At 63.2% G+C, this 23,147-nt stretch carries 28 protein-coding genes; 17 read left to right on the top strand and 11 right to left on the bottom strand.

Annotation, left to right across the window (positions count from 1 at the left end):
- Positions 1-88 precede the first annotated feature (88 nt).
- Positions 89-373 (top strand): hypothetical protein, encoded by a 285-nt coding sequence (locus NKI35_RS02675; RefSeq protein ID WP_352738406.1) that lies wholly within the window; start codon positions 89-91, stop codon positions 371-373.
- Here NKI35_RS02675 and NKI35_RS02670 read toward each other — a convergent pair.
- Entirely contained in the window at positions 370-771 is a 402-nt protein-coding gene (locus NKI35_RS02670) for a GFA family protein (protein WP_023716106.1), read from the bottom strand. The two genes, NKI35_RS02675 and NKI35_RS02670, sit on opposite strands and share 4 nt — an antisense overlap.
- A gap of 146 nt (positions 772-917) precedes the next feature.
- Between NKI35_RS02670 and NKI35_RS02665 the strand changes: the two genes are divergently transcribed.
- Together NKI35_RS02665 and NKI35_RS02660 are read left to right on the top strand one after the other, a co-directional pair.
- Positions 918-1,694, top strand: a complete 777-nt coding sequence (locus NKI35_RS02665; protein WP_023685417.1) for a TlyA family RNA methyltransferase — start codon at positions 918-920, stop codon at positions 1,692-1,694.
- Positions 1,694-2,929 carry a class I SAM-dependent RNA methyltransferase gene (locus NKI35_RS02660; protein WP_023668426.1) on the top strand — a complete coding sequence of 412 codons (1,236 nt, stop codon included), beginning with the start codon at positions 1,694-1,696 and terminating at the stop codon, positions 2,927-2,929. The genes NKI35_RS02665 and NKI35_RS02660 overlap by 1 nt, the downstream gene beginning before the upstream one ends.
- A 66-nt stretch (positions 2,930-2,995) precedes the next feature.
- Here NKI35_RS02660 and NKI35_RS02655 read toward each other — a convergent pair whose 3' ends face one another.
- The 5 genes from NKI35_RS02655 to NKI35_RS02635 all read right to left on the bottom strand — a co-directional run bounded on the left by NKI35_RS02655 (position 2,996) and on the right by NKI35_RS02635 (position 6,293).
- Positions 2,996-3,385 carry a type II toxin-antitoxin system VapC family toxin gene (locus tag NKI35_RS02655; RefSeq protein WP_023709873.1) on the bottom strand — a complete coding sequence of 130 codons (390 nt, stop codon included), beginning with the start codon at positions 3,383-3,385 and terminating at the stop codon, positions 2,996-2,998.
- A complete protein-coding gene (locus NKI35_RS02650) occupies positions 3,372-3,647 on the bottom strand; it encodes an AbrB/MazE/SpoVT family DNA-binding domain-containing protein (RefSeq protein ID WP_081732289.1) in 276 nt (91 codons plus the stop codon). Before NKI35_RS02650 ends, NKI35_RS02655 begins: the two co-directional genes overlap by 14 nt.
- 77 nt (positions 3,648-3,724) lie before the next feature.
- Positions 3,725-5,137 carry a metalloprotease TldD gene (gene tldD / locus NKI35_RS02645; protein ID WP_023738485.1) on the bottom strand — a complete coding sequence of 471 codons (1,413 nt, stop codon included), beginning with the start codon at positions 5,135-5,137 and terminating at the stop codon, positions 3,725-3,727.
- Between the two features lie 286 nt (positions 5,138-5,423).
- A complete protein-coding gene (locus NKI35_RS02640) occupies positions 5,424-5,621 on the bottom strand; it encodes a hypothetical protein (protein ID WP_352738404.1) in 198 nt (65 codons plus the stop codon).
- A gap of 69 nt (positions 5,622-5,690) precedes the next feature.
- The gene (locus tag NKI35_RS02635; protein ID WP_502897120.1) at positions 5,691-6,293 is read right to left on the bottom strand and encodes an invasion associated locus B family protein; all 603 of its coding nucleotides are present in this window, start codon (positions 6,291-6,293) and stop codon (positions 5,691-5,693) included.
- A 363-nt stretch (positions 6,294-6,656) separates the two neighbouring features.
- Here NKI35_RS02635 and coxB point away from each other — a divergent pair, with 363 nt between their 5' ends.
- The 13 genes from coxB (at position 6,657) to NKI35_RS02570 (ending at position 16,590) form a co-directional block, all read left to right on the top strand.
- Positions 6,657-7,553 carry a cytochrome c oxidase subunit II gene (coxB, locus tag NKI35_RS02630; protein WP_050485823.1) on the top strand — a complete coding sequence of 299 codons (897 nt, stop codon included), beginning with the start codon at positions 6,657-6,659 and terminating at the stop codon, positions 7,551-7,553.
- Positions 7,554-7,591: 38 nt separating this feature from the next.
- Positions 7,592-9,244, top strand: coding sequence for a cytochrome c oxidase subunit I (ctaD, locus tag NKI35_RS02625; RefSeq protein WP_023668420.1), 1,653 nt, complete (start codon positions 7,592-7,594; stop codon positions 9,242-9,244).
- 70 nt (positions 9,245-9,314) lie between these two features.
- Positions 9,315-10,259, top strand: coding sequence for a heme o synthase (locus NKI35_RS02620; protein WP_023821032.1), 945 nt, complete (start codon positions 9,315-9,317; stop codon positions 10,257-10,259).
- Positions 10,256-10,411: a cytochrome c oxidase system small membrane protein gene (locus tag NKI35_RS02615; RefSeq protein ID WP_023821033.1), complete on the top strand. Its 156-nt coding sequence runs from the start codon at positions 10,256-10,258 to the stop codon at positions 10,409-10,411. The genes NKI35_RS02620 and NKI35_RS02615 overlap by 4 nt, the downstream gene beginning before the upstream one ends.
- Before the next feature lie 8 nt (positions 10,412-10,419).
- Positions 10,420-11,046, top strand: coding sequence for a cytochrome c oxidase assembly protein (locus NKI35_RS02610; RefSeq protein WP_023692073.1), 627 nt, complete (start codon positions 10,420-10,422; stop codon positions 11,044-11,046).
- 1 nt (position 11,047) lies between these two features.
- Positions 11,048-11,929: a cytochrome c oxidase subunit 3 gene (locus NKI35_RS02605; RefSeq protein WP_023668416.1), complete on the top strand. Its 882-nt coding sequence runs from the start codon at positions 11,048-11,050 to the stop codon at positions 11,927-11,929.
- Positions 11,930-12,006: 77 nt separating this feature from the next.
- Positions 12,007-12,147 (top strand): L,D-transpeptidase family protein, encoded by a 141-nt coding sequence (locus NKI35_RS02600; RefSeq protein WP_023668415.1) that lies wholly within the window; start codon positions 12,007-12,009, stop codon positions 12,145-12,147.
- A gap of 13 nt (positions 12,148-12,160) precedes the next feature.
- Entirely contained in the window at positions 12,161-12,547 is a 387-nt protein-coding gene (locus tag NKI35_RS02595) for a DUF983 domain-containing protein (protein WP_352738401.1), read from the top strand.
- Positions 12,544-13,299: an SURF1 family protein gene (locus NKI35_RS02590; protein ID WP_023685424.1), complete on the top strand. Its 756-nt coding sequence runs from the start codon at positions 12,544-12,546 to the stop codon at positions 13,297-13,299. The genes NKI35_RS02595 and NKI35_RS02590 overlap by 4 nt, the downstream gene beginning before the upstream one ends.
- Before the next feature lie 163 nt (positions 13,300-13,462).
- Positions 13,463-14,473, top strand: a complete 1,011-nt coding sequence (ispH, locus tag NKI35_RS02585; RefSeq protein ID WP_023685425.1) for a 4-hydroxy-3-methylbut-2-enyl diphosphate reductase — start codon at positions 13,463-13,465, stop codon at positions 14,471-14,473.
- 7 nt (positions 14,474-14,480) lie between these two features.
- Positions 14,481-15,443, top strand: coding sequence for a homoserine kinase (locus tag NKI35_RS02580; protein WP_023668411.1), 963 nt, complete (start codon positions 14,481-14,483; stop codon positions 15,441-15,443).
- On the top strand, positions 15,440-15,976 hold the full coding sequence (rnhA, locus tag NKI35_RS02575) for a ribonuclease HI (RefSeq protein WP_352738399.1): 537 nt from the start codon (positions 15,440-15,442) through the stop codon (positions 15,974-15,976). Before NKI35_RS02580 ends, rnhA begins: the two co-directional genes overlap by 4 nt.
- A 29-nt stretch (positions 15,977-16,005) precedes the next feature.
- Positions 16,006-16,590 carry a histidine phosphatase family protein gene (locus NKI35_RS02570; RefSeq protein WP_352738397.1) on the top strand — a complete coding sequence of 195 codons (585 nt, stop codon included), beginning with the start codon at positions 16,006-16,008 and terminating at the stop codon, positions 16,588-16,590.
- 72 nt (positions 16,591-16,662) lie between these two features.
- On the opposite strand, the gene NKI35_RS02565 is transcribed toward NKI35_RS02570, so the two are convergent.
- The 3 genes from NKI35_RS02565 to NKI35_RS02555 all read right to left on the bottom strand — a co-directional run bounded on the left by NKI35_RS02565 (position 16,663) and on the right by NKI35_RS02555 (position 18,630).
- On the bottom strand, positions 16,663-17,142 hold the full coding sequence (locus NKI35_RS02565) for a DUF2938 domain-containing protein (RefSeq protein ID WP_023732091.1): 480 nt from the start codon (positions 17,140-17,142) through the stop codon (positions 16,663-16,665).
- 87 nt (positions 17,143-17,229) lie between these two features.
- Positions 17,230-17,712, bottom strand: coding sequence for a peroxiredoxin (locus tag NKI35_RS02560; protein WP_023698522.1), 483 nt, complete (start codon positions 17,710-17,712; stop codon positions 17,230-17,232).
- 111 nt (positions 17,713-17,823) lie between these two features.
- Positions 17,824-18,630: a protein-disulfide reductase DsbD domain-containing protein gene (locus NKI35_RS02555; protein WP_023732090.1), complete on the bottom strand. Its 807-nt coding sequence runs from the start codon at positions 18,628-18,630 to the stop codon at positions 17,824-17,826.
- A 215-nt stretch (positions 18,631-18,845) separates the two neighbouring features.
- Here NKI35_RS02555 and NKI35_RS02550 point away from each other — a divergent pair, with 215 nt between their 5' ends.
- The gene (locus NKI35_RS02550) at positions 18,846-19,454 is read left to right on the top strand and encodes a YqgE/AlgH family protein (protein WP_023698524.1); all 609 of its coding nucleotides are present in this window, start codon (positions 18,846-18,848) and stop codon (positions 19,452-19,454) included.
- Between the two features lie 195 nt (positions 19,455-19,649).
- Here NKI35_RS02550 and NKI35_RS02545 read toward each other — a convergent pair whose 3' ends face one another.
- Both NKI35_RS02545 and NKI35_RS02540 read right to left on the bottom strand, forming a co-directional pair.
- Positions 19,650-22,538, bottom strand: a complete 2,889-nt coding sequence (locus NKI35_RS02545; RefSeq protein ID WP_352738394.1) for an EAL domain-containing protein — start codon at positions 22,536-22,538, stop codon at positions 19,650-19,652.
- A gap of 3 nt (positions 22,539-22,541) precedes the next feature.
- A complete protein-coding gene (locus tag NKI35_RS02540) occupies positions 22,542-23,138 on the bottom strand; it encodes a GNAT family N-acetyltransferase (RefSeq protein ID WP_023668403.1) in 597 nt (198 codons plus the stop codon).
- Positions 23,139-23,147: the final 9 nt, after the last annotated feature.

Here is a 23,147-nt window from a genome sequence, read left to right as displayed (position 1 = left end):
TTCTCTTTGGCGTTTCGCTTACCGTCTCTTTTGGCCGTTTTTCAACGCCGCCCTGCTAGAACTGCCTCTAGACAGGGAGTTAAAAACAATGCGAACGCTTCTGTGCGGCGCGGCCCTTTTGGCCGTCATCGCCGCGCCGGCCATGGCCGAGACGCGCTATGACCGCAAGCTCGAACAGGCGGTGGCAGGCATCGTCGCCCGCAAGATGGGCGATATCAGGGGCGCTTTTTCCTACAAGCAGGTGCCGCAGCTTGTCGTCGTGCCGGACGCACCAGTCGTTGCTGTCGAGCGCCCGCGCAAGCAGGCTTCAGATGACGGAAACGACGGCCTGATGCCGGCCGTTGAACGGCAGGTCTCACGGACGATCTTCTAAAACCACATATCGCGCACGCAGCGCCCATCGCGCGGCAGGTCGTCATAAGTGTCCAGCCCGTCGAAATGGTCGATCGGCAGGTCGGCGACCGCCTCAGGCGGTGCCAGCCTGACATTGACGGCGATACGCGTGCGGCCGCTGTCGCTGCGGCGCAAACCGCGCCAGGCAAGCACACAGGCACATGTCGGGCAAAACAGGATTTCCAGCGACGGCGTCTCCTTGCCGGCGCGGGTGTAGGACTGCACAGGCCCCGCAAGCCGGATACGCTCGTCGACAAAGTCATAGGCCCAGAGCGTGCCATAGCGGCGGCAAAGCGTGCAATTGCAGGCCGTGATCGGGCCGGGATCGCCTTCCAGGGTCCAGTGGGCGGTGCCGCAATGGCAGGTTCCCGTCAGCATTCGTCTTCCTCCGCATTGCCTGAGCCTCTACATCTTGCCGGACTGGCTGCGATATTCAACCGGGCGGACTGGCTTGCGGCCCGGGTCTCGACGTCCTCCCATGCCAATGTCCTTGCCTTCGCGGCCGGCTTTCGCCATGAAGGCCGATGAACTCCCCTCTGCCAGCCAGCACACGCCAGCGGCTCGACGAATTGCTCGTCCAGCGCGGCCTGTTTGCGAGCCGCTCGCGCGCCCGCGACGCGGTCGAGCGCGGCACCGTGATGGTCGACGGCGTGGTCGCCCGCAAGCCCGGCCAGACGGTTCTGCCGCACTGTCTCATCGTCATCGACGACCCGGCGCAGGGTTATGTCTCACGCGCGGCGCTGAAGCTGATCGCCGGGCTCGACCATTTCAGTCTCGATCCCGCGGGCAGTGAAGCTCTCGATATCGGCGCCTCGACAGGCGGCTTCACCCAGGTGCTGCTCGAACGCGGCGCGGCCCATGTCACTGCCGTCGATGTCGGCCACGGCCAGATGCATCCCGGTGTCTCGTCCGACCCGCGCGTCACCGTGATCGAGGGCCTCAACGCTCGCGAGCTCGCGGCTGCCGATCTCGGCGGCCGTATCCCCGATTTCATCGTCTCCGATGTCAGCTTCATCTCGTTGAAACTGGCGATGCCACCGGCGTTGGCATTGGCACGGGACGGCGCTCGTGCGGTGTTTCTGGTCAAGCCGCAATTCGAGGCCGGCCGCGAGGCGATCGGCAAGGGCGGTCTTTTGAAAGACCCTTATGACGCCGCCCGTGTGGCCGGCTTGCTGCAGGAATGGCTCGAAGGCGTCCCTGGCTGGCGTACATTGGGCTTGCACATGTCGCCGATCGAAGGCGGGGACGGCAACCGCGAATTCCTGCTTGCCGGGATCAAGGATGCCGGGGCCAAGGACTGATGAGCACGGGCTTCACCATCAAGAGACTGGGTTCGCAGGGCGACGGCGTCGCCGAGACGGAAACCGGCGAGCTGTTCATTCCCTTCACCCTGCCCGGCGAGACCGTCACCGCCGCGCGCGAGAGGGATCGCGCCATGCTGATGGCGGTATTGGAGACGTCGCCGCTGCGTATCGATCCGGCCTGCCGGCATTTCACCGAATGCGGCGGCTGCGCCGTCCAGCATCTGCAAGCCGACGCTTACCAGCAATGGAAACGCGACAAGGTCGTGCACGCCTTGAAAGGCATTGCCGGCGACATCGGCGCCCTGGTGCCGTGTGCGCCACACACACGCCGCCGCGTCGTGCTTGCCGCCAGGCGCGCCGACACAGGCATGCTGCTTGGCTTCCATCGCCATCTGTCGCCGGAAATCATCCCCATCGAGGAATGTCCGATCTCGCTGCCGGAGATCGTTGCCGCGCTCGATCGCTTGAGATCGGTCGCCGACCTGGTTTGCGCCACCACCAAATCGTTCCGGATGGCGGTCACTGTGACGGGCTCGGGGCTTGACGTCGCTGTCTATGAGTCGGGCAAGCTGGGCGAGAACCAGCGCCGGGTCGCCTCCAACTTCATCATGGCCAATGGCTTTGCCCGGCTTTCGATCGACGACGAGATTGTCATCGAGCCGAAAAAGCCGGTGGTCATGTTCGGCACCGTCGCTGTCGCCATACCGCCTGGCGCCTTCCTGCAGGCAACGCAAGCCGCCGAGCAGACGATGGCCGATCTCGTTGGCGGACACCTGAAACGTGCCAGGAAAGTCGCGGATCTTTTCGCCGGCTGCGGCAGCTTTGCGCTTCGGCTGGCGGCCAAATCCGAAGTCCACGCGGTCGAAGGCGACGCGGCAGCCCTTTCGGCGCTCGACCGCGGATCGCGCTTCGCCACCGGCCTGAAGCGGGTAACCGGCGAACGCCGCGACCTGTTCCGGCGGCCGCTGACGTTCAAGGAGCTGAATGCTTTCGATGGCGTCGTCTTCGACCCGCCGCGCGCCGGCGCCGAGGACCAGTCGAAGCAGATCGCCCGCTCGGATGTGCCGTTCGTCGCCGCCGTCTCCTGCAATCCGGTGACGCTGGCACGAGACCTGCGCATCCTGATTGACGGCGGCTACATCTTGAAGAGCGTCACGCCCATCGACCAGTTCCTGTGGTCGCCGCATGTCGAGGCCGTGGCGCTGCTGGAGAAGCCGAAACGGCGACGTTAATCCGCCGATTTTCACAAGGCCGTGCTTGAGTTTGCCGCCCCCCGCAAGACGTAGCCGGCTGGCAAACTAGCCTTCGCGAACGCTTTCGTACCCGGCCGCTTGTGCGGCCTTGATGAACTTACGGTCGAAGGACACAAATGCTGAGCAGTGCGAGGACTTGCCCAGATGGAGCGCATCGGCGAAATCCATTCCCGTCTCGGCTAGATCGACCGCGGAAGAGACCATCGCAGCATCCTCTATCTCGATAGTGGGAAGCCCGCCGAACACCCGCAGTGCATTGACGATCGAGGCCTGATCATAACCATAGCCGCTGCGCAGCACCCACTCAGCCTCCAGGATCACCGTGACGGCGACGAAAACGGGCTGACCGTCGATCAGCCGCCGGGCTCGCGGGGACTGCTCGGGATCGTCGTTCGTCAGATACCTGACGACAACGTTGGTATCAATCGCGAGCATGGCGCCGCCGTGCTTCAGCAAGGACGGCCGCGTCCATCTCCTCCAAGGTCTTCGGTCTGCCACTGTGCGGCAGGACACCAAAGACATCTTCTGGTCGTGTCGGGGCAAAGGCAGGCGCCGGTCTCAAAAGTACACCGTCCGGTGTGTCTTCGACCTGCAGGCGCGTGCCCGCGCCCCAGTCCCTCCGTTTGCGGATCGCGCTGGGCAGGATTACCTGTCCCTTGGTAGAGACGGTCGTTATAAGTTTTTCGGTCGCGGCCATCGCGAAGGACCTTTGCGTAAGACGAACGTAAGATATCCCTATCGCGGAAGGTATTCAAGCCGACCGGATTCGTATCCTCAAACCCTGGTGCCGCCGACGGTCATCTGGTTCATCCTGAGATGCGGCTGGCCGACGCCGACAGGCACGCCTTGTCCGGCCTTGCCGCACATGCCGATGCCGGTGTCGAGTTTCATGTCGTTGCCGATCATCGACACACGGTGCATGGCGTCCGGTCCGTTGCCGATCAGCATGGCGCCCTTGATCGGCTGCGTCACCTTGCCGTTTTCGATCATGTAGGCCTCGGTGCAGCCGAACACGAACTTGCCTGAGGTGATGTCGACCTGGCCGCCGCCGAAGGATACGGCATAGATGCCGTTCTTGACCGAGGCGATGATCTCGTCCGGCTCCATGTCGCCCGCCGTCATATAGGTGTTGGTCATGCGCGGCATCGGCTGGTGCGCATAGCCTTCGCGCCGGCCGTTTCCCGTGGCTTTCATGCCCATCAGCCGGGCGTTCTGGCGGTCCTGCATGTAGCCGACAAGCTTGCCGTCCTCGATCAGCACATTGCGGGCCGAAGGCGTGCCTTCATCGTCGACGGTCAGCGAACCCCGCCGCTCCGGCATGGTGCCGTCATCGACCACGGTAACGCCCTTGGCGGCGACCTGCTGGCCGAGCAGGCCGGCAAAGGCGGAGGTCTTCTTGCGGTTGAAGTCGCCCTCCAGCCCGTGGCCGACGGCTTCGTGCAGCATCACGCCCGGCCAGCCGCTGGACAAAACGATGTCGAACGTTCCGGCCGGCGCGGGAATGGCTTCGAGATTGACCAGCGCCTGCCTGAGCGCCTCCCTGGCCGCATGCTTCCAGGCGTCCTCGACCAGGAACTCGCCGAACGCCTTGCGCCCGCCCATGCCATAGGAGCCGCTTTCCTGGCGGTCGCCGTCGCCTACGACGACGGAAACGTTGATGCGGACCAGCGGGCGGATGTCGCGCACGATCTGGCCGTCGGCGCGCACGATCTCGACATGCTGCCAGGACGCCGCGAGCGAGGCCGTCACCTGGCGCACGCGCGGGTCCTCGGCGCGCAGCCATGCGTCGATTTCCTGCAACAGCTTGGCCTTGACCTCGAAGGAAGGCGAGGGGATCGGGTTCTCCTCGCCATAGAGATGGCGGTTGGTGCGCGCGGGCGCCGCGGCAAGCGTGCCGGAATAGCCGCCCTTGACGGTCGAGACCGCGTCTGCGGCGCGCAGCAGCGACGCCTCGGAAAGATCGCTGGAATGGGCGTAGCCGCTGGCCTCGCCGGCCACGGCGCGCAGGCCAAAACCCTGGTCGGTGTTGAAATTGGCGGTCTTCAGCCTGCCATTGTCGAACATCAGCGCTTCGCTCTCGCTGTATTCGAGGAACAGTTCGCCATCATCGGCGCCGTTCAGTGTGTCGGCGACGATCCGCTTGATGCGATCGTCTGAAATGTCGAATTGGCCGGTCAGGCTGTTCATGGCAGGTCCGCTCACAAGAGGAATGGTGTTGCCACGATGTAGGCGCGAAGACGCGCCTGCACAATCCGCAATGACGATCCGCAGCAGGTAGGAGCGGGTAACCCCGCCCCTGAACATGACATCAATCTTGAAGTTCGACCCGTCACCCGAAAAGGCCTTCACCCAGCGATATTTCTTGTTCCATTCATTGGCCTGGTCGGCCGTGAAGGGTCGGTATAGCCCGAGGAGAACTGGATCGACTTGCACTTCTCATGGTTTTCGCAGCCATAGAAGTAGATGACATATTTCATGCCCTGAAGCCGGCCCGAGACCATCGGATCGCCCCGTCGTCCTTGTCCATCTTGGCCGAGCCATAGCCTTTCGCAAGCTCGAAAATGACGGCCGGATCGGGCGCCGTGATGATTTCGGAATGCTCGGCAAAGGCGACGGAAACGGCGCCGGTCAGGATTAGACCGGTCGACAAAAGCAAAGAACAAGCACGCATGATGACCCCCACAGCCAAAGATCAAACCCGTGGGAATTGTGAGGAAAGACGGTTTCGCAAGCATCAAGCTCAGGGCAGGGCGGCAAAACCGTCGGCGAAGCCCTTGAGGTCGACGGGGATGCCGATGCCTTCTTCCGGCGTCTGGAAGACGATGAAGGTGGCCGACGTCCCGGTCTTCAGCGTATCGAGCAGCGGCTTTTCGAGAATGACCTCGGCATAGCAGCCGTCCTGGAAGCAGCGCACGAAATAGGCGCGGCCAATATCCTTGCCGTCGACATTGAGGCCCAGGCCATTGGGCAGCAGAACGCCGAGCGGGGCCAGCACGCGCAGGATCTCGGCCTTGTTGTCGGCGGTGCGCAGGACGACGACGGACAGTCCCATTTCCGGGCGATCCTCGGCAACGACGTTCTGCATCATCACGCATTGTTCCGAGGTGGCGCCGGCCGGCGTGTCGCAGATGATCGACCACGCGCCATGCGTTGACTTGACCGTGCCGCTGGGCTGCGCTGCATTGGCGACGCCGGTTGCGGACGAGCCGATACCGATCAGGGCGGCGAGAAAAACGACCTTCGCCCCGCTTCTCGAAAGCCAAGCGCTTTTCGAATGCCAGGCGCTCTTCGAATGCCAGGCGCTCTTCGAATGCCAGGCGTTTCTCGAAAGCCAAGAGGTCATGACGGCTCCATTGCGAATCACGGCACTTTAAGCCGCGCCAAGGCCAAGTAAAGGATAGGGCGACCGCCGGTCAGCCCCGGCAGGCGCAATAATGCGCTTTTCCCTAGCAAATTCGCCCGAATTGCGACCGTCGGGCGCATTCCGGACACAAGCCCGCATAGCCTGTCTGTCGACGACCCGCGCGGGCCACGAGGCCGTCGAAACAGCGCGGCAGCACTTGCGCGCAAAAATGCCGCACGGTTTCGCCCGCTCCTTTCTTGCGGAGGGAAATAGAGTATGGTTTGAACCACCCTTGGGACTGTCCGGGATTCCCATCCCGGCATTGTTCGATATTCTTGCGTCGCGATCGCGAGGAACCGGGAGATGAAGAGGGCGATGAGAAAATTCCCAGCAAGCGCCAAATTGATGGCAACGGCAGGCGCCGCCGCCGCATTTTTCGCCGGTGCCTCCGCCCATGCGGCCCAGCCGCAGCCGTGGGAGATGACTTTTCAGCCGCCGGCGACAGACATGATGCGGCAGATCGAGTGGTTCGGGAACTACACGATGTGGTTCGTCGTCCCGATCACCGCTTTGGTTCTGGCGCTTCTCGCCTGGTGCATCTTCAGGTTCCGCGCCAGCAAAAACCCGGTTCCGTCCAAGACCAGCCACAACACGCTGATCGAGATCATCTGGACAGTCGGGCCGGTCGTCGTCCTGCTGTTCATCGCCATTCCCTCGTTCCAGTTGCTGACGGCGCAGTACACGCCGCCGGAAGAGGCCAAGCTGACCGTCAAGGTAACGGGCAATCAGTGGAACTGGGACTATGAGTACCAGACCGAGAACACGCTCTCCTTCAACTCGGCCATCCTGCAGGACGCCGACCGCGCCGCGATCGGCAAGGAAGACCGCAAGGTCTATCCGCGCCTGCTGGCGGTCGACAACGAGCTGGTCGTGCCGGTCAACACCATGACGCGCGTCCTGGTTACCGCAGCCGACGTGATCCATTCCTTTGCCGTGCCGGCCTTCGGCATCAAGATGGACGCGGTTCCCGGCCGCACCAACGAGACGTGGTTCAAGGCGGAAAAGGAAGGCATCTATTACGGCCAGTGCTCGCAGCTCTGCGGCAAGGACCATGCCTTCATGCCGATCGCCGTCCGCGTCGTATCCGATGCGCAGTACAAGACCTGGCTGGCAGCAGCCAAGACCGACCTCCCCGGCGCCAACAAGGCGCTGATGGCCGAGGTCGACGGTACCAACAAGGTAGCGGCCGCCGGCAATTGATGCCGCGGGTTAGCAAGAATTAGGGAACGGAGCCGACCATGGCAGAAGCTGCAGCTCACGACGACCACGACCACAAGCCCTATCATGGCTGGGTCCGGTGGGTGTACTCCACCAACCACAAGGACATCGGCACGCTCTACCTGATCTTCGCGATCTTCGCGGGCATCGTCGGCGGCGCGCTTTCGGTCGTCATCCGCATGGAGCTGCAGGAGCCCGGCATCCAGATCTTCACCGGTCTGGCGCAGATGGTCTATGGCATGAACGGCGATGCCGCCATCGACGGCGGCAAGAGCATGTACAACGCCTTCGGCACCGCGCACGCGCTGATCATGATCTTCTTCATGGTCATGCCGGCGCTGATCGGCGGCTTCGCCAACTGGATGGTGCCGATCATGATCGGCGCGCCTGACATGGCCTTCCCGCGCATGAACAACATCTCGTTCTGGCTGCTGCCGCCGGCCTTCCTGCTGCTCATCGCTTCGGCTTTCATGCCGAGCGCGCCCGGCGCCTATGGCGTTGGCGGCGGCTGGACGCTCTATCCGCCGCTGTCGACCTCCGGCCAGCCCGGGCCGGCCATGGATCTGGCGATCCTGTCGATCCACATTGCCGGCGCGTCCTCGATCCTCGGCGCCATCAACTTCATCACCACCATTTTCAACATGCGCGCGCCGGGCATGACGCTGCACAAGATGCCGCTATTTGCCTGGTCGGTTCTGATCACCGCCTTCCTGCTGCTATTGTCGCTTCCCGTTCTGGCCGGTGGCATCACCATGCTGCTTACCGACCGCAATTTCGGCACCACCTTCTTCGCCCCGGATGGCGGCGGCGATCCGATCCTGTTCCAGCATCTGTTCTGGTTCTTTGGTCACCCCGAAGTGTACATCCTGATCCTGCCGGGCTTCGGCATCATCAGCCACATCGTCTCGACCTTCTCGAAGAAGCCGGTGTTCGGCTATCTCGGCATGGCCTACGCCATGGTCGCGATCGGCGCCGTCGGCTTCATCGTCTGGGCGCACCACATGTACACGACCGGCCTGTCGCTCGACACGCAGCGCTATTTCGTCTTTGCCACCATGGTCATCGCCGTGCCGACAGGCGTGAAGATCTTCTCCTGGATCGCGACGATGTGGGGCGGCTCGATCTCGTTCAAGACGCCGATGCTGTGGGCGCTGGGCTTCATCTTCCTGTTCACGGTCGGCGGTGTCACCGGCGTCCAGCTCGCCAATGCGGGCCTCGACCGCTCGCTGCATGACACCTATTTCGTCATTGCCCACTTCCACTATGTGCTGTCGCTTGGCGCGGTCTTCGCCATCTTCGCCGGCTGGTACTACTGGTTCCCCAAGATGACCGGCTACATGTACTCGCCGGTGATCGCCAACACCCACTTCTGGGTCACCTTCGTCGGCGTCAATTTGATCTTCTTCCCGCAGCATTTCCTCGGCCTCGCCGGCATGCCGCGCCGCACCATCGATTATCCCGACGCGTTCGCCGGCTGGAACATGGTGTCGTCCTACGGCTCCTATATATCGGCCGTCGGCGTGGTGATCTTCCTCTATGGCGTGTTCGAGGCCTTCCAGAAGAAGCGCGTCGCCGGCGCCAATCCGTGGGGCGAGGGTGCAACGACGCTCGAATGGCAGCTGCCTTCGCCGCCGCCCTTCCACCAGTGGGAACAGCTGCCGAAGATCAAGTAAGGCAGCCCGAATACGAAACCGCCGGCCCGCCGGCGGTTTCGGCCAACGGAATGATTGGACTTATGTACGCATGGCCCTTGTCGACGATCCAATGATTGACGAAGCGGGCTTTCGCATGTCGGAAGCCACGTCGGGCGATTTCTTCGCCCTGCTGAAGCCGCGCGTCATGTCGCTGGTGGTGTTCACGGCCTTTGTCGGCATGGTCGCTGCGCCCGTGACCATCAACCCGCTGCTGGCGGTGATCGCCATCCTGGCCATTGCCATCGGCGCCGGCGCCTCGGGTGCGCTCAACATGTGGTACGACGCCGACATCGATGCGGTGATGAGCCGGACCGCCGGCCGCCCGGTACCGTCCGGCCGCATCCTGCCCGGCGAAGCCCTGAGCTTCGGCCTTGTGCTTTCGGTGCTGTCGGTGATGACGCTGGGCGTACTGGTCAACTGGCTGTCGGCGGCGCTGCTTGCCTTCACCATCTTCTTCTACGCCGTCGTCTACACGATGTGGCTGAAGCGCTCGACGCCGCAGAACATCGTCATCGGCGGTGCCGCCGGCGCCATCCCGCCGGTCATCGGCTGGGCCGCGGTGACCGGAACGGTGAGCCTGGAAAGCCTCGTCCTGTTCCTGATCATCTTCCTGTGGACGCCGCCGCACTTCTGGGCGCTGGCACTGTTCAAGTCCGACGACTACGCCAAGGCCGGCATCCCGATGATGCCGAACGTTGCCGGCCAGGCCTCGACCCGCCGCCAGATCTTTGCCTACGCCCTGATCCTGGCGCCGATCGGTGTGCTGCCCTGGGTGCTCGGTTTCACCACCGCCTTCTATGGCGTCGCATCAGTGGCTCTCGGCGCCGGCTTCGTCTGGTATGCCTGGAAAGTGCTGTGCATGACCGATAGGGACCGCGTCATGAAGCCGGCCAAGGCTCTGTTCGCCTATTCGCTGCTCTACCTCTTCGCCATCTTCGCCATCTATCTTGCCGACTGTGTCGTCGGTCGCGCTTTGGCCATCGGTGGAGCATGACCATGATCGACAAGAAGCTTGAACTGGTCACGCTGACCGAAAGCCAGAGGAAGGCGCGGCGCAACCGTTCGGCGGCGATCGGCGTCGCGCTGGCGATTCTGGTCGTCATCTTCTACGTCGCGACCATCGTGAAATTCGGCCATACCGGATGAGGCCGATGATGACCCGCCAGACCGTGACCGATCCCAGGAAGAAGAACACCAACCGCGTCGTCGCCGCCGTCTGCGTCGCCTTCTTCGGCGGCATGATCGGCATGGCCTACGCCGCGGTGCCGCTCTACAAGATGTTCTGCCAGGCCACCGGCTATGGCGGCACGACGCAGCGCGCCGAAAAGCAATATGCCGGCCGCATCCTCGACCGTGACATCACCGTGCGCTTCGACGCCAACACCAACGGCATTCCGTGGCAGTTCCAGCCGGTCGCCCGTTCGGTCACCATCAAGATCGGCGAGACCACGCAGGCGCATTACAGCGCCACCAACAAGTTCGACCGCGCCGTTACCGGCCGCGCCACCTTCAACGTGCAGCCGGAACTGGCGGGCCCCTACTTCAACAAGGTCGAGTGTTTCTGCTTCACCGACACGACGCTGAAGCCCGGCGAGACGCTGGACATGCCGGTCGTGTTCTATGTGGATCCCGATATCGTCAACGTGCCGGAACTGAAGGACTTGAAGACGATCACCCTGTCCTACACCATGTTCCCGGTCCAAAAGAACAAGCCGGTGGCGTCATCGACGCCGGACAGCAGCAGCAAAGTTTCAGATACCGAAGCAAATCTCGGGGGTTGATATGGCAGACGCGCACGCAAAACCACAACACGACTACCATCTCGTCAACCCGAGCCCGTGGCCCTTCCTGGGGTCGATCGGCGCGCTGGTGACTGCAGTCGGCGGCGTCGCCCTAATGCAGTATCTCAAGAACGGCGATTTTCCGATTTTCGGCCACAACATCGCCAATCCATGGCTGTTCTTCATCGGCCTGGTCATCGTCCTCTACACGATGTTTGCCTGGTGGTCGGACACCATCAAGGAAGCGCATGAGGGCCACCACACGCGCGTCGTGTCGCTGCATCTGCGCTACGGCATGATCATGTTCATCGCTTCGGAAGTGATGTTCTTCGTTGCCTGGTTCTGGGCCTATTTCGATGCCAGCCTGTTTCCGAGCGAAGTGCAGAATTACGCCCGCACCGCTTTCACTGGCGGCGTCTGGCCGCCGAAGGGTCTCGAAGTCCTCGATCCCTTCCATCTGCCGCTCTACAACACCATCATCCTGCTTCTGTCGGGCACCACGGTGACATGGGCGCACCATTCGCTCATCCATGGCGACCGCAAGGGCCTCATCAACGGCCTGGTGCTGACCGTCGGCCTCGGCATGCTGTTCACCATGGTGCAGGCCTACGAGTACATGCACGCTCCGTTCGGCTTCAAGGATTCCATCTACGGCGCCACCTTCTTCATGGCGACCGGCTTCCATGGCTTCCACGTCATCATCGGCACCATCTTCCTGCTGGTCTGCCTGATCCGCGCCTGGAAAGGCGACTTCACGCCCAAGCAGCATTTCGGCTTCGAGGCGGCTGCCTGGTACTGGCACTTCGTCGACGTGGTCTGGCTGTTCCTGTTCGCATCGATCTACGTCTGGGGATCGGTCGGCGCGGTGATCGAAGGCCACTGACGGCTTTCACCGAACCGACAAATCAGAAGGGCGGTCGCGGCAACGCGGTCGCCTTTCTTCTTTTCGGCGCCCCATCAATGGCCAACGGATTCGGCTGGTCGGGCTGGCTGCTTCAATTGGTCGACTGGACCGATGGCTGCATTGGGGTTACCGACTGCGACATGGACGAAATCTGGACTATGGTGCCGGATGGAACGCTGATCGAAATCGAGCCGTAAAGCATGACTATCCATGAGTGAAGACAGGGCGATCTGGCCACCCATCGAGCCGATCTCGGCCGGCCTGCACGGAGGCTGCCCGCGCTGCGGCGAAGGACGGCTGTTTTCCGGCTTCCTCACCGTCGGCAAGCGCTGCAACAATTGCGGCCTCGACTATTCCTACGCCGATGCCGGCGACGGCCCGGCGGTGTTCGTCATCCTGATCATCGGCTTCATCGTCGTGGGGCTGGCGCTGTGGGTGGAGGTCACGCTGAGCCCGCCGCTCTGGCTGCATTTCATCATCTGGATACCGCTGGCCGTGGGACTGTGCCTGACGGCGCTGAGGTTGATCAAGGGGGTGCTGCTGACGCTTCAATACGCCAACAAGGCGGCCGAAGGCCGCCTGGACCAAGGGCAATGAGCGAGGCGCTGACCAAGCCCGCCGGCCGCTCGCGGCCGAAGACGGCATTGCTGCTCGGCCTCGGCCTGGTGGTGTTCGTCATCCTGCTCGGGCTTGGCACATGGCAGGTGCAGCGCCTGTACTGGAAGGAAGCCCTTCTGCAGACCATCGACCAGCGCACCCATTCAGCGCCGCAGCCGCTGGCGGACGTCGAGAAGGAATTCGCCGCCACCGGTGATGTCGACTACACGCCGGTCACCGTCAGCGGGACGTTCCTGCACTCCGGCGAGCGGCATTTCTACGCCACATGGGACGGCGACGCTGGCTTCAACGTCTATACCCCGCTGGCCCTCGACGATGGCCGCTATGTCCTGATCAACCGCGGCTTCGTTCCCTATGATGTCAAGGATGCCGCCAAGCGCCCGCAAGGGCAGGTGACCGGCAAGGTCACGGTCACCGGCCTGGCGCGCAACCCGCTGCCGGCCAAGCCGTCGATGATGCTGCCCGACAATGACGTGGCCAAGAACATCTTCTATTGGAAGGATCGTGATGTCATGGCGGCGAGTGCCGGCCTGCCGGCCGGTGCCGTGCTGGTGCCGATCTTCATCGACGCCGACAAGACGCCGAACCCGGGCGGGCTGCCGGTCGGCGGCGTCACCATCATCGACCTGCCGAATTCTCATCTGCAATATGCCTTCACCTGGTATGGCCTGGCGGCGGCTCTTGCCGCGGTTCTGATCGTCAGGCTGCGCGGTCCGGCAAAGACTGAATGATCCAGAGCATCACCCCGAAAAGTGGGAACCGGTTTTCGGACAAGATCATGCTCCAACAAAGAGTTAGATCAGGTTGACCATTCAACCTGATCTCAACTGCCCTTGACAGGGCAGGGGTGCACACCTCATTTCGCGTCACGATACGATCAACCGATCTGGAATCATGCTGCAGACCGCCACAAAACCACCGCTGACGATCCGGCTCTGCCAGCCGCGCGGCTTTTGCGCCGGTGTCGACCGCGCCATCCAGATCGTCGTGCTGGCGTTGAAGAAATACGGCGCGCCGGTCTATGTCCGCCACGAGATCGTGCACAACCGCTATGTCGTCGAGGGCCTGCAAAGCCTTGGCGCGGTTTTCATCGAGGAACTCTCGGAAATCCCGGCCGAGCACCGCAAGTCGCCGGTTGTCTTCTCGGCCCACGGCGTGCCGAAATCGGTGCCGGCCGATGCCAAGGCACGCGAGCTCTTCTATCTCGACGCCACCTGCCCGCTGGTGTCCAAGGTGCACAAGCAGGCGATGCGCCATCAGCGGCTCGGCCGCCATGTGCTTCTGATCGGCCATGCCGGCCATCCCGAAGTGATCGGCACCATGGGCCAACTGGCTGAAGGCGCCGTCACGCTGATCGAGACCGAAGCCGACGCTGGGACCTTTGCCCCCGCCGACCCGGAAGCGCTCGGCTTCGTAAGCCAGACAACGTTGTCGGTCGAAGACACTGCCGGCATATTGCGGGTGCTGCAGGAGCGCTTCCCGCAACTGCATGCACCGGCCGCCGAATCGATCTGCTACGCCACCACCAACCGCCAGGAAGCGGTCAAGGAAACCGCCGCCGGCGCCGATCTCTATCTGATCGTCGGTGCGCCCAATTCCTCCAATTCGCGCCGTCTTGTCGAAGTGGCGGAGCGCGCCGGCGCCACCATGTCGCTTCTCGTACAGCGCGCCGCCGAAATTCCGTGGAATGACATCACAAATATCTCGACGCTCGGCCTGTCTGCCGGCGCGTCGGCGCCGGAGATCATCGTCGACGAGATCATCGACGCCTTCCGCCAGCGCTTCGAGGTGACCATCGACCTGGCGATCACGGCCACCGAAACGGAGGATTTTCCAGTCATGCGGGTTCTGCGCGATGTCGAACTGACACGGGCCGACATGGCCTTCGTCAACGGAGCCGCGTGAACAGCCCATGGCGGTCTACACCGACGTCAATGAAGGCGAACTCGGCGCGTTCCTGAGGGCATATCCGGTCGGCGAACTCTTGTCCTACAAGGGTATCGCCGAAGGCACGGAGAATTCGAATTTCCTGCTGCACACCTCAAGCGGCTCTTACATACTGACGCTCTACGAGAAGCGCGTCGACAAGGCCGACCTGCCGTTCTTCCTCGGCCTGATGGGCCATCTCGCCCGCAAAGGCATTTCCTGCCCGCTGCCGGTGACCGCGCATGACGGCACCGTCATCGGCACGCTGGCCGGCCGTCCCGCGGTCATCATCACCTTCCTCGAAGGCCTGTCGCTGCGGCGGCCGACAGCGGCGCATTGCGCCGAGGTCGGCAAGGCGCTCGCCGCCCTGCATTTGGCCGGGCAGGATTTTGCGATGACGCGTGACAACGCACTGGCCATCGAGGGCTGGCGCAAATTGTGGAACGCCTCGCGCGACCGAGCCGACGAGGTCGAGCCGGGACTGGCGGCCGAGGTCGACGCCGATTTCGCGGATTTCGAACGCCATTGGCCGCAGGGCCTTCCTGCCGGCATCATCCATGCCGATCTGTTTCCCGACAATGTCTTCTTCCTCGGCGAGAAACTGTCCGGCCTCATCGACTTCTATTTCGCCTGCCACGACCTCTACGCCTATGATGTCGCCACCTGTCTCAACGCCTGGTGTTTCGAGAAGGATTTCTCCTTCAACCTGACCAAAGGCACGGCGCTGCTGGCCGGCTATCAGAGCGTGCGGCCTTTGAGCGATGGCGAGAAAGCAGCGCTGCCGATGCTTTCGCGCGGTTCGGCGCTGCGCTTCATGCTGACCCGGCTCTATGACTGGCTGACGGTTCCAGAGGGCGGGCTGGTCATGAAGCGCGATCCGACCGAATATATCCGCCGCATGCGCTTCCACCGCGCGATCAGGTCGCCTTCGGAATACGGACTGACATGACCAAGCAGGTTGAAATCTTCACCGACGGCGCCTGCTCGGGCAATCCCGGTCCCGGCGGCTGGGGCGCCATCCTGCGCTTCAACGGCAAGACCAGGGAATTGTCGGGCGGCGAGGCCGAGACGACCAATAACCGCATGGAGCTGCTGGCCGCCATCTCGGCGCTGAATGCGCTGAAGGAGCCGTGCGCCGTCGAGCTTCACACCGACAGCAAATATGTCATGGACGGTATCTCCAAATGGATCCACGGCTGGAAGAAAAACGGCTGGAAGACCGCTGACAAGAAGCCGGTCAAGAACGGTGAACTGTGGCAGGCGCTGGATGAGGCCAATCGGCGCCACAAGGTGACCTGGAACTGGGTCAAGGGCCATGCCGGCCACACCGAGAACGAACGCGCCGACGAACTCGCAAGGGAAGGCATGGCGCCGTTCAAGAGGGGCTCAGCCAAACCTGCGGCGCCGAAAGTGGCGCTGAAGCCGGGGGCATCCGAGAAGCAGCCGGCGCCACGGGCACGGCGCTCGCCCCAAAGCTATTGAGCTCAAGCTATCGGCAGGGGATCTCACTCATGCCGATCGTATACTACATCACCCATCCCCAGGTTCAGATCGATGCCAACGTTCCCGTGCCGCACTGGGGGCTGTCCGAGATCGGACGAGCGCGAGCATCAGCTATGCTCGATCAGCCATGGGTCGGATCGATCCGCCGTGTCGTCTCGTCGGCCGAGCGCAAGGCGATCGAAACCGCCGAGATCCTTGGCAAACACCTCGGCCTCGCGGTCGAGGTGAAGGAGCGCATGCATGAGAACGATCGGTCGGCAACCGGCTTCCTGCCGCCGCCGGAGTTCGAGGCGGTCGCCGACCAGTTCTTCGCCAATCCGCACAAAAGCATTCGCGGCTGGGAACGGGCCATCGACGCCCAGCAACGCATTGTCAGCGAGGTCGAAACCGTGCTGGGTGCTGCCGACGGCGGCGACATTGCCTTCGTCGGCCATGGCGGCGTCGGAACGCTCTTGCTGCTCTGGCTCAGGGGCCGCGCAATCAGCCGCGCGGCGGATCAGCCGGCCGGCGGCGGCAATTACTTCGCCTATGATGTCGGCACGCGCCGCGTCGTCCACGGATGGCGGCCGATAGACAGTCTGGCGCCGCGCTAAAGCGGATGTCAGGAGATCATCGATACCGTAGCCGCGATGAAGCCGCTGGCGACCAGCGGATAGAACCTGTCCTCAGCGGATCAGCAGGGCCGTGCCGTAGAGGCCGAGCGCGAACACCGTGTGCGAGATCACGTTGAAGGCGCGGATCTGCATCGCGTTGGGGCGCTTTGACGCAGCCCAGCCGGCGCCCATGCCGGGCGCCAGCAGGAACCAGCCGGCGCCGATGGTGACCATGCCGAGGATGAAGGCCGGCAGGAAGGTCGGCGCGTCCAGCCATGCCGTGCCCGCCAGCGCCACCAGGATGAAGCCGTAGACGATGCCGGTGACATAATGGAAGGCCCAGCCCAGCGCCTGCTCATGCGCATAGGGTGCTGCATGGGCGATATCGTCGTGGAAAACCTTGCCTTCCCTAAGGTGCCAGACCCAGCGGCCGGGCGGCCCCCAGTTCGGCCGCGGCTGGCTGAGCGCCAGATGCAGGAACAGCGCCCAAAGATCCATCAGCACCGTGGCGCCGATGCCGATCGCAACGCTGCGCCAGATGATGTCAAACATCGTCGATGTCCCCCAAAGCAGGCAATCCGGCTGGAAGCGCGTCGTCGTCAGGCCATGGCGCTCATGAGCCGACGCGGCCGCCGCGGTTTAGAGCTGGCTCAGAATGTGAGCGGCACCCGATGTGTCGACTCCTGGCTTGGTCTCGACATTGAGCGCCGTGACCTTGCCGTTGTCGACGATCATCGAGAAGCGCTTCGAGCGCAATCCCATGCCGCCGCTGGAATAGTCGGAGTCGAGGCCGATCGACCTGGCGAAGTCGCCATTGCCGTCGGCGAGATAGAGGATCTTGCCTTGACCGCCGGTGAAATTGGCCCAGGCGCCCATGACATGGACATCGTTGACGGAGACGACGGCGATGGTGTCGACGCCGCGGGCCAGGATGGCATCGTGGTTCTCGAGATAGCCCGGCAGATGATTGTTGCTGCAGGTCGGCGTGAAGGCGCCTGGAACGCCGAACAGCACGACCTTCTTGCCCGCGAAAATCTCGGCCGAGGTGATCACCTTGGCGCCGTCGGCGGTCATTTCCTTGAAGGTCGCATCGGGCAGTTTGTCGCCAACGGCAATCGTCATGATGGTCCTCGTGTGAAAAGCAGGGAAGGTTTCTTGCGATAGCGAAATCGGGCATCTCCCGCAACCGCCGACAAGGCCTGGATCAAGGGAAAGCCCGGATCGGGTTCGGTATCAGGGGAACGGCAGAACGCCCTCGACCGCGCCTTCGGCACTTGTCAGGGTGTAATACAACCCGCCATCGGTCGGTGTCGTCGACGGCCGGTCGAGGATCGGAATGGTAAATACCAGCCGGCCGTCCTTTTCGCTGCGTGCAGGCGCCCCGAACATATAATCGCGTCCCCCGGCGACGAATAAATCCGCCGCCTCCGGATCTCCGGGAAAAGTCGCCTCGACCATCAGCGTCTCATGGTCGCCCGGCAGCACCTTGATCCCGAAATCGGGCTTGGCAGGCGCGGGCAAGGTGGCGAGTGCAGCCTTCACCAGCGCCGCGTCCTCGGCATTGTCGGGATCGGCGGCGGGATCGACGCTCAGCCGCGTCTGCACCGGAATACAGATCGTCTCGCAGATGCCAAGAAAGATGTCGGCATCGATGACGGCCGCATCCCCAGGCGACGACAAAGTGAATGTCACCGGCAGCGAGACCGGATGGTTGTAGCCGGCCCATTTGCCGTAGCCGTCGTCATGGCGCTGCGGCGGCGGAAAGGAAAACGCCGCATCGGTGATGTTGGTGCTGGCCGAAACGTCGATCTGCGGCGGCACGCCGGCGTCGCCCGGATCGCGCCAATAAGTTTTCCAGCCGGGCTTGAGCGCGATGTCGAGCACGCCCTGTATGCGGCCGGCCTCGTCGGCCTTGCCTGTTGTCACCAGCCGCACCTTGCCGCCTTCGCTGTTGTACCAGTCGGAAGACGAGGCGGCGGCGGGAAGGGCTGCTCCGCATCCGATGGCGGCGCCGAGCAGCAGGATTTTCAAGCTTTGCATGGCGTTGATTTGATCGTCAGTTCATGGCCGCGCAATGTTTTCATGGCGCTCTGCGTATCATATTTGCGTGACCTTCGGGCAAGGAACAGTTGGGTTCAAGCAATCGGCCGAGCAAAGTTTACAGCCAGGAATCCGTTGTTCCAACCGTCGGGGTTTGGCCGAATCGCACGCGGCGCATCTTTTCGGCGTCCCGGAAACGCGTTACGCTCCCGTTCATGGACTTTTTGCGCCACAAAAAGACGGCCGGTGGACGCGGCTTTCTTGACGACCAGTTTCTGATTGCCATGCCCGGCATGAAGGACGATCGCTTCACGCGCTCGGTCATCTACATCTGTGCGCACAGCGATGAAGGCGCCATGGGCCTGATCATCAACCAGACGCAGCAGATGCTGTTTCCCGATCTTCTGGTGCAGCTCGGCATCATGAACGAGCAGGAGGCGATCAGGCTGCCGGCGCAGGCTCGCGACTTCGTGGTGCGCAATGGCGGCCCCGTCGACCGCAGCCGCGGCTTCGTCCTTCACTCGGGCGACTACCGGGTGGAATCCTCGCTCACCGTCTCCGACGATATCTGCCTGACCGCGACGGTCGACATATTGCGCGCCATCTCGTCCGGCCGCGGCCCGCGGCGCGCATTGATGGCGCTCGGCTATTCCGGCTGGGGCGCCGGCCAGCTGGAAACCGAGATCGCTGAGAATGGCTGGCTGACCTGTCCGGCCACGCCGGAGCTGCTGTTCGACGCCGACATCGAGCGGAAGTACGACCGCATCCTGGCATCGATCGGGATTGATCTGGCGCATTTGAGCCTGGCCGCGGGGCACGCCTGAGGCCTCGCCTCGCCGACGTTCCGCCGAACCTTCGCGACTAGCCGAAGCCGCCCGCCACTTTCGTCATCCTAGGGTCTGCGCTGCGTCGCAGCGCTCCTTGCTTCGCCCTAGGATGACGAAGGCGCGGTCGCTTCAGCTAATTTTCGGGGTTCATTTCAATGTAACCACTCGCCTGCACGACGCATGCCTCACCCATCACCCCTGCGTCATCGGGTACTGCTCTTTCAACGCCTTCAGCACCTGGTCGCCTGGCATCGGCGCGCCGAACATGAAGCTTTGCACATATTCGCAGCCCATCTGGCGCAATTCCAGCGCATCGCTTTCGTCGGAAATGCCCTCGGCCACCACCGACAGGCCGAGTTCATGCGCCATGTTGACCATGGATTTGAGCAGCACCGCCCGCTTCGGCGTCGCGTCGTCGACGAAGCTCTTGTCGATCTTGATGGTGTCGAAGGGGAAGCGGGTCAGATAGGCGAGCGAGGAATAGCCGGTGCCGAAATCGTCCAGCGACAGGCCGATGCCGAGCTGCTTGAGCTTGGTCAGCACATGCGAGGTTTGCTCTGGATTGTCCATCACCAGCGATTCGGTAAGTTCGAGCCGGAAGCAGCGCGGCTTCAGATTGGCGCGCGCGATGACCGAGCGGACATCGCTGACCAGGTCGCGGCGGATCAGCTGGCGACTGGACAGATTGACCGACACCGACAGCGGCGTGTCGCCGATCTGCTTTTGCCAACCGGCGAGGTCTTCGGCCGCCTGCTGCATGGCAAACAGCCCAAGCTGCACGATCAGGCCACAGCTTTCGGCGACCGGGATGAAATCGCCGGGCGGGATCATGCCGCGGCGCGGATGGTCCCAACGCAGCAGCGCTTCGAAGCCGGCAATGCTGCCGTCCTCCAGCCGCACGATCGGCTGGTAGGCAAGGGTGAATTCGCGCCGCTCGATGGCGCGGCGCAGATCGGATTCGAATTGCAGCCGGTCGGTGCCGACGGTGCGGAAGGCCGGCCGGAACGGCTCGATCCTGTCGCCGCCGAAGCGCTTGGCCTGGTGCATGGCAAGCTCGGCGTCCTTGACCATGTCTTCTGCCGAAGTCTGCGCCGAGGTCCAGGTGATCAGGCCGATCGAGGCGGTCAGCACGATCTCGCGCTTGGCGAAGGTGATCGGGTTGTTGATGGCGTGCTTGATGGCGTCTGCCACCGCCGCGATGCGGGAGGGTTCCTGTTCGGAGAGCAGCATCAGGGCGAACTGGTCACCGGCAAAGCGCGACAGCGAATCCTTCGGTTTCAACAGCCGGTGCAAGCGGCGCGCAATGGTGAGCAGGATGGTGTCGCCGGCCGAGATGCCAAGCCCGTCATTGACCTGCTTGAAACGGTCGATGTCGATGACGAAGACGGTCGGGCGCACCTTCTCTTCGGTGCGCGCGATCGAGATGATGGCTTCCAGCCGGTTCATCAGAAGTTCGCGGTTGGGCAGGCCGGTCAGATTGTCGTGAACGGCATCGTGCAGCAGCCTTTCCTCGGACTTTTTCTGCTCGGTGACGTCGACCATGGTGCCGACGCAGCGAATCACTTCGCCGTCCGAGCCGATCACCGGCCGCGCCCGAAGCAAGAACCAGTGGTAGTGCCCGTCGGCGCCGCGCAGGCGGAAATTCTGCGAGACCCGGCCGCGCCGATGTTCGAGCACCACGTCGAGCGTGGTGCGGAACGTGTCGCGGTCGTCGGCATGCAGCACCGGCAGCCAGTTGCGGGCCGCACCCCCCAGGCTGTTGGGCGCCAGGCCAAGCTGGATGCTGACGTCGGGCTTGGTGACGACGCGGTCGCGCAGCACGTCCCAGTCCCACACCGTGTCGCCGGAGCCGGCGACGGCCAGCGCCTGGCGCTCAAGATCGGAGAACAGGCCCTGATGCAGCGCGCCGCCGGCAAAGGCATGCTGCATGACGGTGAAGCCGATCAAAAGGATGATCAGGATCAGCCCGCCGCCCAATGCCGGCTGGGCGATGTCGTTGTCGAGCATGCCGGTGATCGCCATCCACGACCCGCACAGCCATAGCAGCACCATCACCCAACTGGGCACCAGCATGATCGCACGGTCGTAACCACGAAGACCGAGCAGGATGATGAGGCCGAGCCCGGTCAGCGCGGTGGCGGCAAAGGACAGCCGGGCAATACCGGCGGCGACGGCCGGATCGATGATGGCCACACCCGCGATCAGCACCAGGCCGAGAATCCAGACCAGCGCGCCATAGCTGAAATGGCCGTGCCATCGGTTGAGGTTGAGATAGGCGAACAGGAACACCACGAAGGTCGCCGCAAGCGCCACTTCGGTTCCCGCTCGCCACATCTGCTCGTTGCCGGGCGATATCTCTATGATCTTGTTTAGAAAGCCGAAATCAACGCAGATATAGGCAAGTACCGCCCACGCAAGTGCGGCTGTCGCCGGAAACATCGAGGTTCCCTTGACGACGAAAAGGATGGTCAGGAAGAGCGCCAGCAGCCCGGCGATGCCGATGACGATGCCGCGAAACAGCGTGTAGGAATTGACCGAGTCCTTGTAGGCTTCCGGCTCCCATAGATAGACCTGCGGCAGCTTCGGCGAGGCGAGTTCGGCGATGAAGGTGATCACCGTTCCCGGGTTCAGCGTCACCCGGAACACGTCGGCGTCGGAGCTTGACTGGCGGTCGAGCGCGAAGCCCTCGCTGGGGGTGATCGCGGCGATGCGGGTGGCGCCGAGATCGGGCCAGAAGATGCCGGAATTCACCAGCCGGAAATGCGGCGCCACGATCAGCCGGTCGAGCTGCTGGTCGGTGGTGTTGGCGAGCGCGAATACCGCCCAGTCGCCGCTCGAGCGCGCGTCATTGGCCTCGACCTCGATGCGCCGCACGATGCCGTCGGGACCGGGCGCGGTCGACACCTGGAAGTTTTCGCCCTGATTGACGTAGATCTGGACGGCGCGCGACAGGTCGAGCGCGACATCGTCGCGGGCAATCTTGATCGGTTCGACGGCGAAGGCCGGGAGCGCCGCGCAAAGCGTGACGACAACCGCCAGAACAAAGGCCAACAGCGACCCGTTTCGCAGGAAATTCGTCAAAAATCAGTCCTTCGTTCCAGCGCCCGGCGGATCGTCCGCGATCCGGGCGTAGAGGTAGTGGTCCTGCCAGATGCCGTTGATCCTGAGGTAGGATCGCAGAAGTCCTTCGCGCCGGAATCCGGCTTTTTCAAGCACGCGGATCGACCGGACATTGTCGGGAATACAGGCAGCTTCGATCCGGTGCAACCTCAGCGTATCGAAGGCGAAGCGGCAGACCACCTTGACCGCGTCGGTCATCAGGCCGCGGCCGCCAAACCGCTCCCCGATCCAGTACCCGACATGGCCGCTTTGCGAGACGCCGTGGCGGATATTGCCGAGCGTAATGCCGCCGGCAAGCTTGCCGCTCGCCTTCTCGAAGATGAAGAAGGCGATGGCTGTCCCCTGCGCATAGTCTTCGCGGTAGCGGCCGATGCGCAGCCGCCAGGCGGTGCGGTCGAGTTCATCGGGCGTCCAGCGCGGCTCCCACGGTTCGAGGAAGGCACGGCTTTCGCCGCGCACCGCTGACCATTCGCGATAGTCGTTGGTGTAGGGCACGCGCAGCATGACCCGGTCGCCTTTCAGTGCCGGCAGGTCACGGCGAAAGAAAGGGAGCGCGAACACCGGCGCTTG

The organism is Mesorhizobium sp. M0676, from assembly GCF_040320535.1.
Lineage (GTDB): Bacteria > Pseudomonadota > Alphaproteobacteria > Rhizobiales > Rhizobiaceae > Mesorhizobium.
This window is presented reverse-complemented; position numbering and strand designations above follow the sequence as displayed.

Coding starts and splice junctions, on each gene's coding strand:
- NKI35_RS02675 (WP_352738406.1), top strand. CDS start 89: ATGCGAACGCTTCTGTGCGGCGCGGCCCTTTTGGCCGTCATCGCCGCG.
- NKI35_RS02670 (WP_023716106.1), bottom strand. CDS start 771: ATGCTGACGGGAACCTGCCATTGCGGCACCGCCCACTGGACCCTGGAA.
- NKI35_RS02665 (WP_023685417.1), top strand. CDS start 918: ATGAACTCCCCTCTGCCAGCCAGCACACGCCAGCGGCTCGACGAATTG.
- NKI35_RS02660 (WP_023668426.1), top strand. CDS start 1,694: ATGAGCACGGGCTTCACCATCAAGAGACTGGGTTCGCAGGGCGACGGC.
- NKI35_RS02655 (WP_023709873.1), bottom strand. CDS start 3,385: ATGCTCGCGATTGATACCAACGTTGTCGTCAGGTATCTGACGAACGAC.
- NKI35_RS02650 (WP_081732289.1), bottom strand. CDS start 3,647: ATGGCCGCGACCGAAAAACTTATAACGACCGTCTCTACCAAGGGACAG.
- tldD (WP_023738485.1), bottom strand. CDS start 5,137: ATGAACAGCCTGACCGGCCAATTCGACATTTCAGACGATCGCATCAAG.
- NKI35_RS02640 (WP_352738404.1), bottom strand. CDS start 5,621: ATGCGTGCTTGTTCTTTGCTTTTGTCGACCGGTCTAATCCTGACCGGC.
- NKI35_RS02635 (WP_502897120.1), bottom strand. CDS start 6,293: ATGACCTCTTGGCTTTCGAGAAACGCCTGGCATTCGAAGAGCGCCTGG.
- coxB (WP_050485823.1), top strand. CDS start 6,657: ATGAAGAGGGCGATGAGAAAATTCCCAGCAAGCGCCAAATTGATGGCA.
- ctaD (WP_023668420.1), top strand. CDS start 7,592: ATGGCAGAAGCTGCAGCTCACGACGACCACGACCACAAGCCCTATCAT.
- NKI35_RS02620 (WP_023821032.1), top strand. CDS start 9,315: ATGGCCCTTGTCGACGATCCAATGATTGACGAAGCGGGCTTTCGCATG.
- NKI35_RS02615 (WP_023821033.1), top strand. CDS start 10,256: ATGACCATGATCGACAAGAAGCTTGAACTGGTCACGCTGACCGAAAGC.
- NKI35_RS02610 (WP_023692073.1), top strand. CDS start 10,420: ATGACCCGCCAGACCGTGACCGATCCCAGGAAGAAGAACACCAACCGC.
- NKI35_RS02605 (WP_023668416.1), top strand. CDS start 11,048: ATGGCAGACGCGCACGCAAAACCACAACACGACTACCATCTCGTCAAC.
- NKI35_RS02600 (WP_023668415.1), top strand. CDS start 12,007: ATGGCCAACGGATTCGGCTGGTCGGGCTGGCTGCTTCAATTGGTCGAC.
- NKI35_RS02595 (WP_352738401.1), top strand. CDS start 12,161: ATGAGTGAAGACAGGGCGATCTGGCCACCCATCGAGCCGATCTCGGCC.
- NKI35_RS02590 (WP_023685424.1), top strand. CDS start 12,544: ATGAGCGAGGCGCTGACCAAGCCCGCCGGCCGCTCGCGGCCGAAGACG.
- ispH (WP_023685425.1), top strand. CDS start 13,463: ATGCTGCAGACCGCCACAAAACCACCGCTGACGATCCGGCTCTGCCAG.
- NKI35_RS02580 (WP_023668411.1), top strand. CDS start 14,481: ATGGCGGTCTACACCGACGTCAATGAAGGCGAACTCGGCGCGTTCCTG.
- rnhA (WP_352738399.1), top strand. CDS start 15,440: ATGACCAAGCAGGTTGAAATCTTCACCGACGGCGCCTGCTCGGGCAAT.
- NKI35_RS02570 (WP_352738397.1), top strand. CDS start 16,006: ATGCCGATCGTATACTACATCACCCATCCCCAGGTTCAGATCGATGCC.
- NKI35_RS02565 (WP_023732091.1), bottom strand. CDS start 17,142: ATGTTTGACATCATCTGGCGCAGCGTTGCGATCGGCATCGGCGCCACG.
- NKI35_RS02560 (WP_023698522.1), bottom strand. CDS start 17,712: ATGACGATTGCCGTTGGCGACAAACTGCCCGATGCGACCTTCAAGGAA.
- NKI35_RS02555 (WP_023732090.1), bottom strand. CDS start 18,630: ATGCAAAGCTTGAAAATCCTGCTGCTCGGCGCCGCCATCGGATGCGGA.
- NKI35_RS02550 (WP_023698524.1), top strand. CDS start 18,846: ATGGACTTTTTGCGCCACAAAAAGACGGCCGGTGGACGCGGCTTTCTT.